Source organism: Nocardia farcinica, from assembly GCF_029867845.1.
Lineage (GTDB): Bacteria > Actinomycetota > Actinomycetes > Mycobacteriales > Mycobacteriaceae > Nocardia > Nocardia farcinica_A.
This window is the reverse complement of sequence record NZ_JARWRU010000673.1, coordinates 1-2,202: the sequence shown is the minus strand read 5'-3', so window position 1 is coordinate 2,202 and position 2,202 is coordinate 1. Positions and strand designations below refer to the sequence as shown.

The following is a 2,202-nucleotide window of genomic DNA, read 5'->3' as shown; positions in this document are numbered from 1 at the left end:
GGTCTCCGGGCGCCCCGGGGGGGGGTCCCGCCCCCCCCGCCCCCGGGCGGGGGGCGGCCGAACTGTTCTCTTCTCGCCCTGGGCGGGCCGCGCCGGAGTTCGATCGCGGCCCGGCGAATTCCGGCCTGGCCGGCGAGCGGCCCACCGGGCGAGATCCCGAGACGACGCTCAGGCCAGCGCGCGCAGGCGCGGAGCCAGATCGCGCTGGAACAGGTCGAGGAAGCGGCGCTGGTCGTGCCCGGGCGCGTGGAACACCAGGTGGTTGAGGCCCGCGTCCAGATACGGCTTGATCTGTTCGACCGCCTCGTCCGGGTCGCTGGCCACGATCCAGCGCTTGGCGATCTGCTCGATCGGCAGCGCGTCGGCGGCGGCCTCCATCTCGATCGGGTCGGTGATGGAGTGCTTCTGTTCGGCGGTCAGCGACAGCGGGGCCCAGAAGCGGGTGTTCTCCAGCGCCAGTTCGGGATCGGTGTCGTAGGAGATCTTGATCTCGATCATCCGGTCGATGTCGCCCACGGTGCGGTCCACCTTCGCCGCGCCCTCGGCGAGCGCGGGCATCAGCTTGTCGGTGTAGAGCTCCATGCCCTTGCCCGAGGTGCAGATGAAGCCGTCGCCCGCGCGTCCGGCGTAGCGGGCCACCAGCGGGCCGCCCGCGGCGATGTAGATGGGCAGGCCGCCCTCGGGCACGTCGTAGATCGAGGCGCCGACAGTCGTGTAGTACTGGCCATCGAAGTCCACGCGATCGCCCGTCCACAGCGCCCGCATCAGGTCGACGGCCTCACGCAGCCGGGCGAAGCGCTCCTTGAACTCCGGCCATTCGCCCTTGTATCCGGTGGCGATCTCGTTGAGCGCCTCACCGGTTCCGACACCGAGCATGACCCGCCCCGGATACAGGCAGCCCATGGTGGCGAAGGCCTGCGCGATCACCGCGGGGTTGTAGCGGAAGGTGGGGGTGAGCACCGAGGTGCCCAGCTGGATGCGCTCGGTGCGCGCGCCCACCGCGGCCATCCAGGCCAGCGAGAACGGCGCGTGCCCGCCCTTGTGCCGCCACGGCTGGAAGTGGTCGCTCACAGTGGTGGAGTCCATGCCGTGCTCTTCGGCCATGACCGCGATGTCCACCAGCTCGCGTGGACCGAACTGCTCGGCCGACGCCTTGTATCCCAGCTTGAGATCGCCCGTCTCGAGATGCCCCATTGCGCGTCTCTCCTGTCGCTCGTGTGCTCTGCTCTCGCACGGCCGTTTCCGACAGTAGTCAGGGGGCCGTGCGGAGAACAGACCACCCGCTCCGACAGCGAGTCAGTCGACCGGCGCGACCCGGATCAGATTGCCGTCGGGGTCGGTGGCGAGGAAGGTGCGCCCGAACACCTCTTCGTGCGGTTCCATCGCGATCCGCACACCCCGGCGCACCCAGTCCCGGTGCAGCGCGTCGATCCGCTCCGGTCCGCCGTCGACCGTCACGCACAGCTCGCTGGTGCGCGTGACCTCGGCCAGGCGGTCGTCCTCGACCCCGCTCCAGAGCGCCAGCTCCACGCCGCCGAGGTCGAAGGCGATGAAGCGCGGCGACTCGAACTTCGGTCGCAGGTCGAACAGCTCGCCGTAGAAGCGGGCCGAGGCGGGTGCGTCGGTGACGTAGACGATGAACATGGTCGGTGCGGTCACGTGATGTTCTCCTTCGTTCGCGTTGACGGTGACCGCACGAGGATGCGATTCATAGATGACCGATCCTGTCCTGATTCCTGGAATCGTCGGCAGACATGACCCCGGATCGCTTCTTCGCCCTGCTGCTCGCGCTCCAGACGCGCGAGCACCGGACCGTCGCCGAGCTGGCCGGACAGGTCGGCGTCTCCACCCGCACCGTGGTGCGCGACCTGCGCTGGCTCCAGGACGCGGGGTTCCCGATCCTGATCCGGCGCGGCCGCTGGGGCGGGGTCACGTTGCTGCCAGGCGGCGCCCTCGACACCGCTCGCCTCACCCCCGACGAACGCGACCAGCTCGCCCTCGCCGGTCTCGACCACGCCCAGCGCGACCAGCTCGGCGCCCGCCACGACGGCCGCCGCGCACTCGACAAGGTCACCCCGCGCGCCCGTTCCCGCCCCGACCAGCTGTTGCCGCTGAGCGCGGTGGTCGTCACCGACAACCGGCCCTGGTTCGCCGCCCCCGCCACCGGTGCGCAACCCGCCCGGCTCGCCGGCGACCTGCGCC

Annotated in this window: 3 protein-coding genes; 1 reads left to right on the top strand and 2 read right to left on the bottom strand. The window is 70.7% G+C overall.

The features are described from left to right. Nucleotides 1–168 precede the first annotated feature (168 nt). Together fgd and QH283_RS14785 are read right to left on the bottom strand one after the other, a co-directional pair. Nucleotides 169–1,194 carry a glucose-6-phosphate dehydrogenase (coenzyme-F420) gene (gene fgd / locus QH283_RS14790; RefSeq protein ID WP_280503576.1) on the bottom strand — a complete coding sequence of 342 codons (1,026 nt, stop codon included), beginning with the start codon at nt 1,192–1,194 and terminating at the stop codon, nt 169–171. Nucleotides 1,195–1,296: 102 nt separating this feature from the next. Next, the gene (locus QH283_RS14785) at nt 1,297–1,659 is read right to left on the bottom strand and encodes a VOC family protein (RefSeq protein WP_280503575.1); all 363 of its coding nucleotides are present in this window, start codon (nt 1,657–1,659) and stop codon (nt 1,297–1,299) included. Nucleotides 1,660–1,754: 95 nt separating this feature from the next. Between QH283_RS14785 and QH283_RS14780 the strand changes: the two genes are divergently transcribed. After that, nucleotides 1,755–2,202, top strand: a 448-nt coding sequence (locus tag QH283_RS14780) for a helix-turn-helix transcriptional regulator (RefSeq protein WP_280503574.1), incomplete at its 3' end; no start/stop codon positions are given.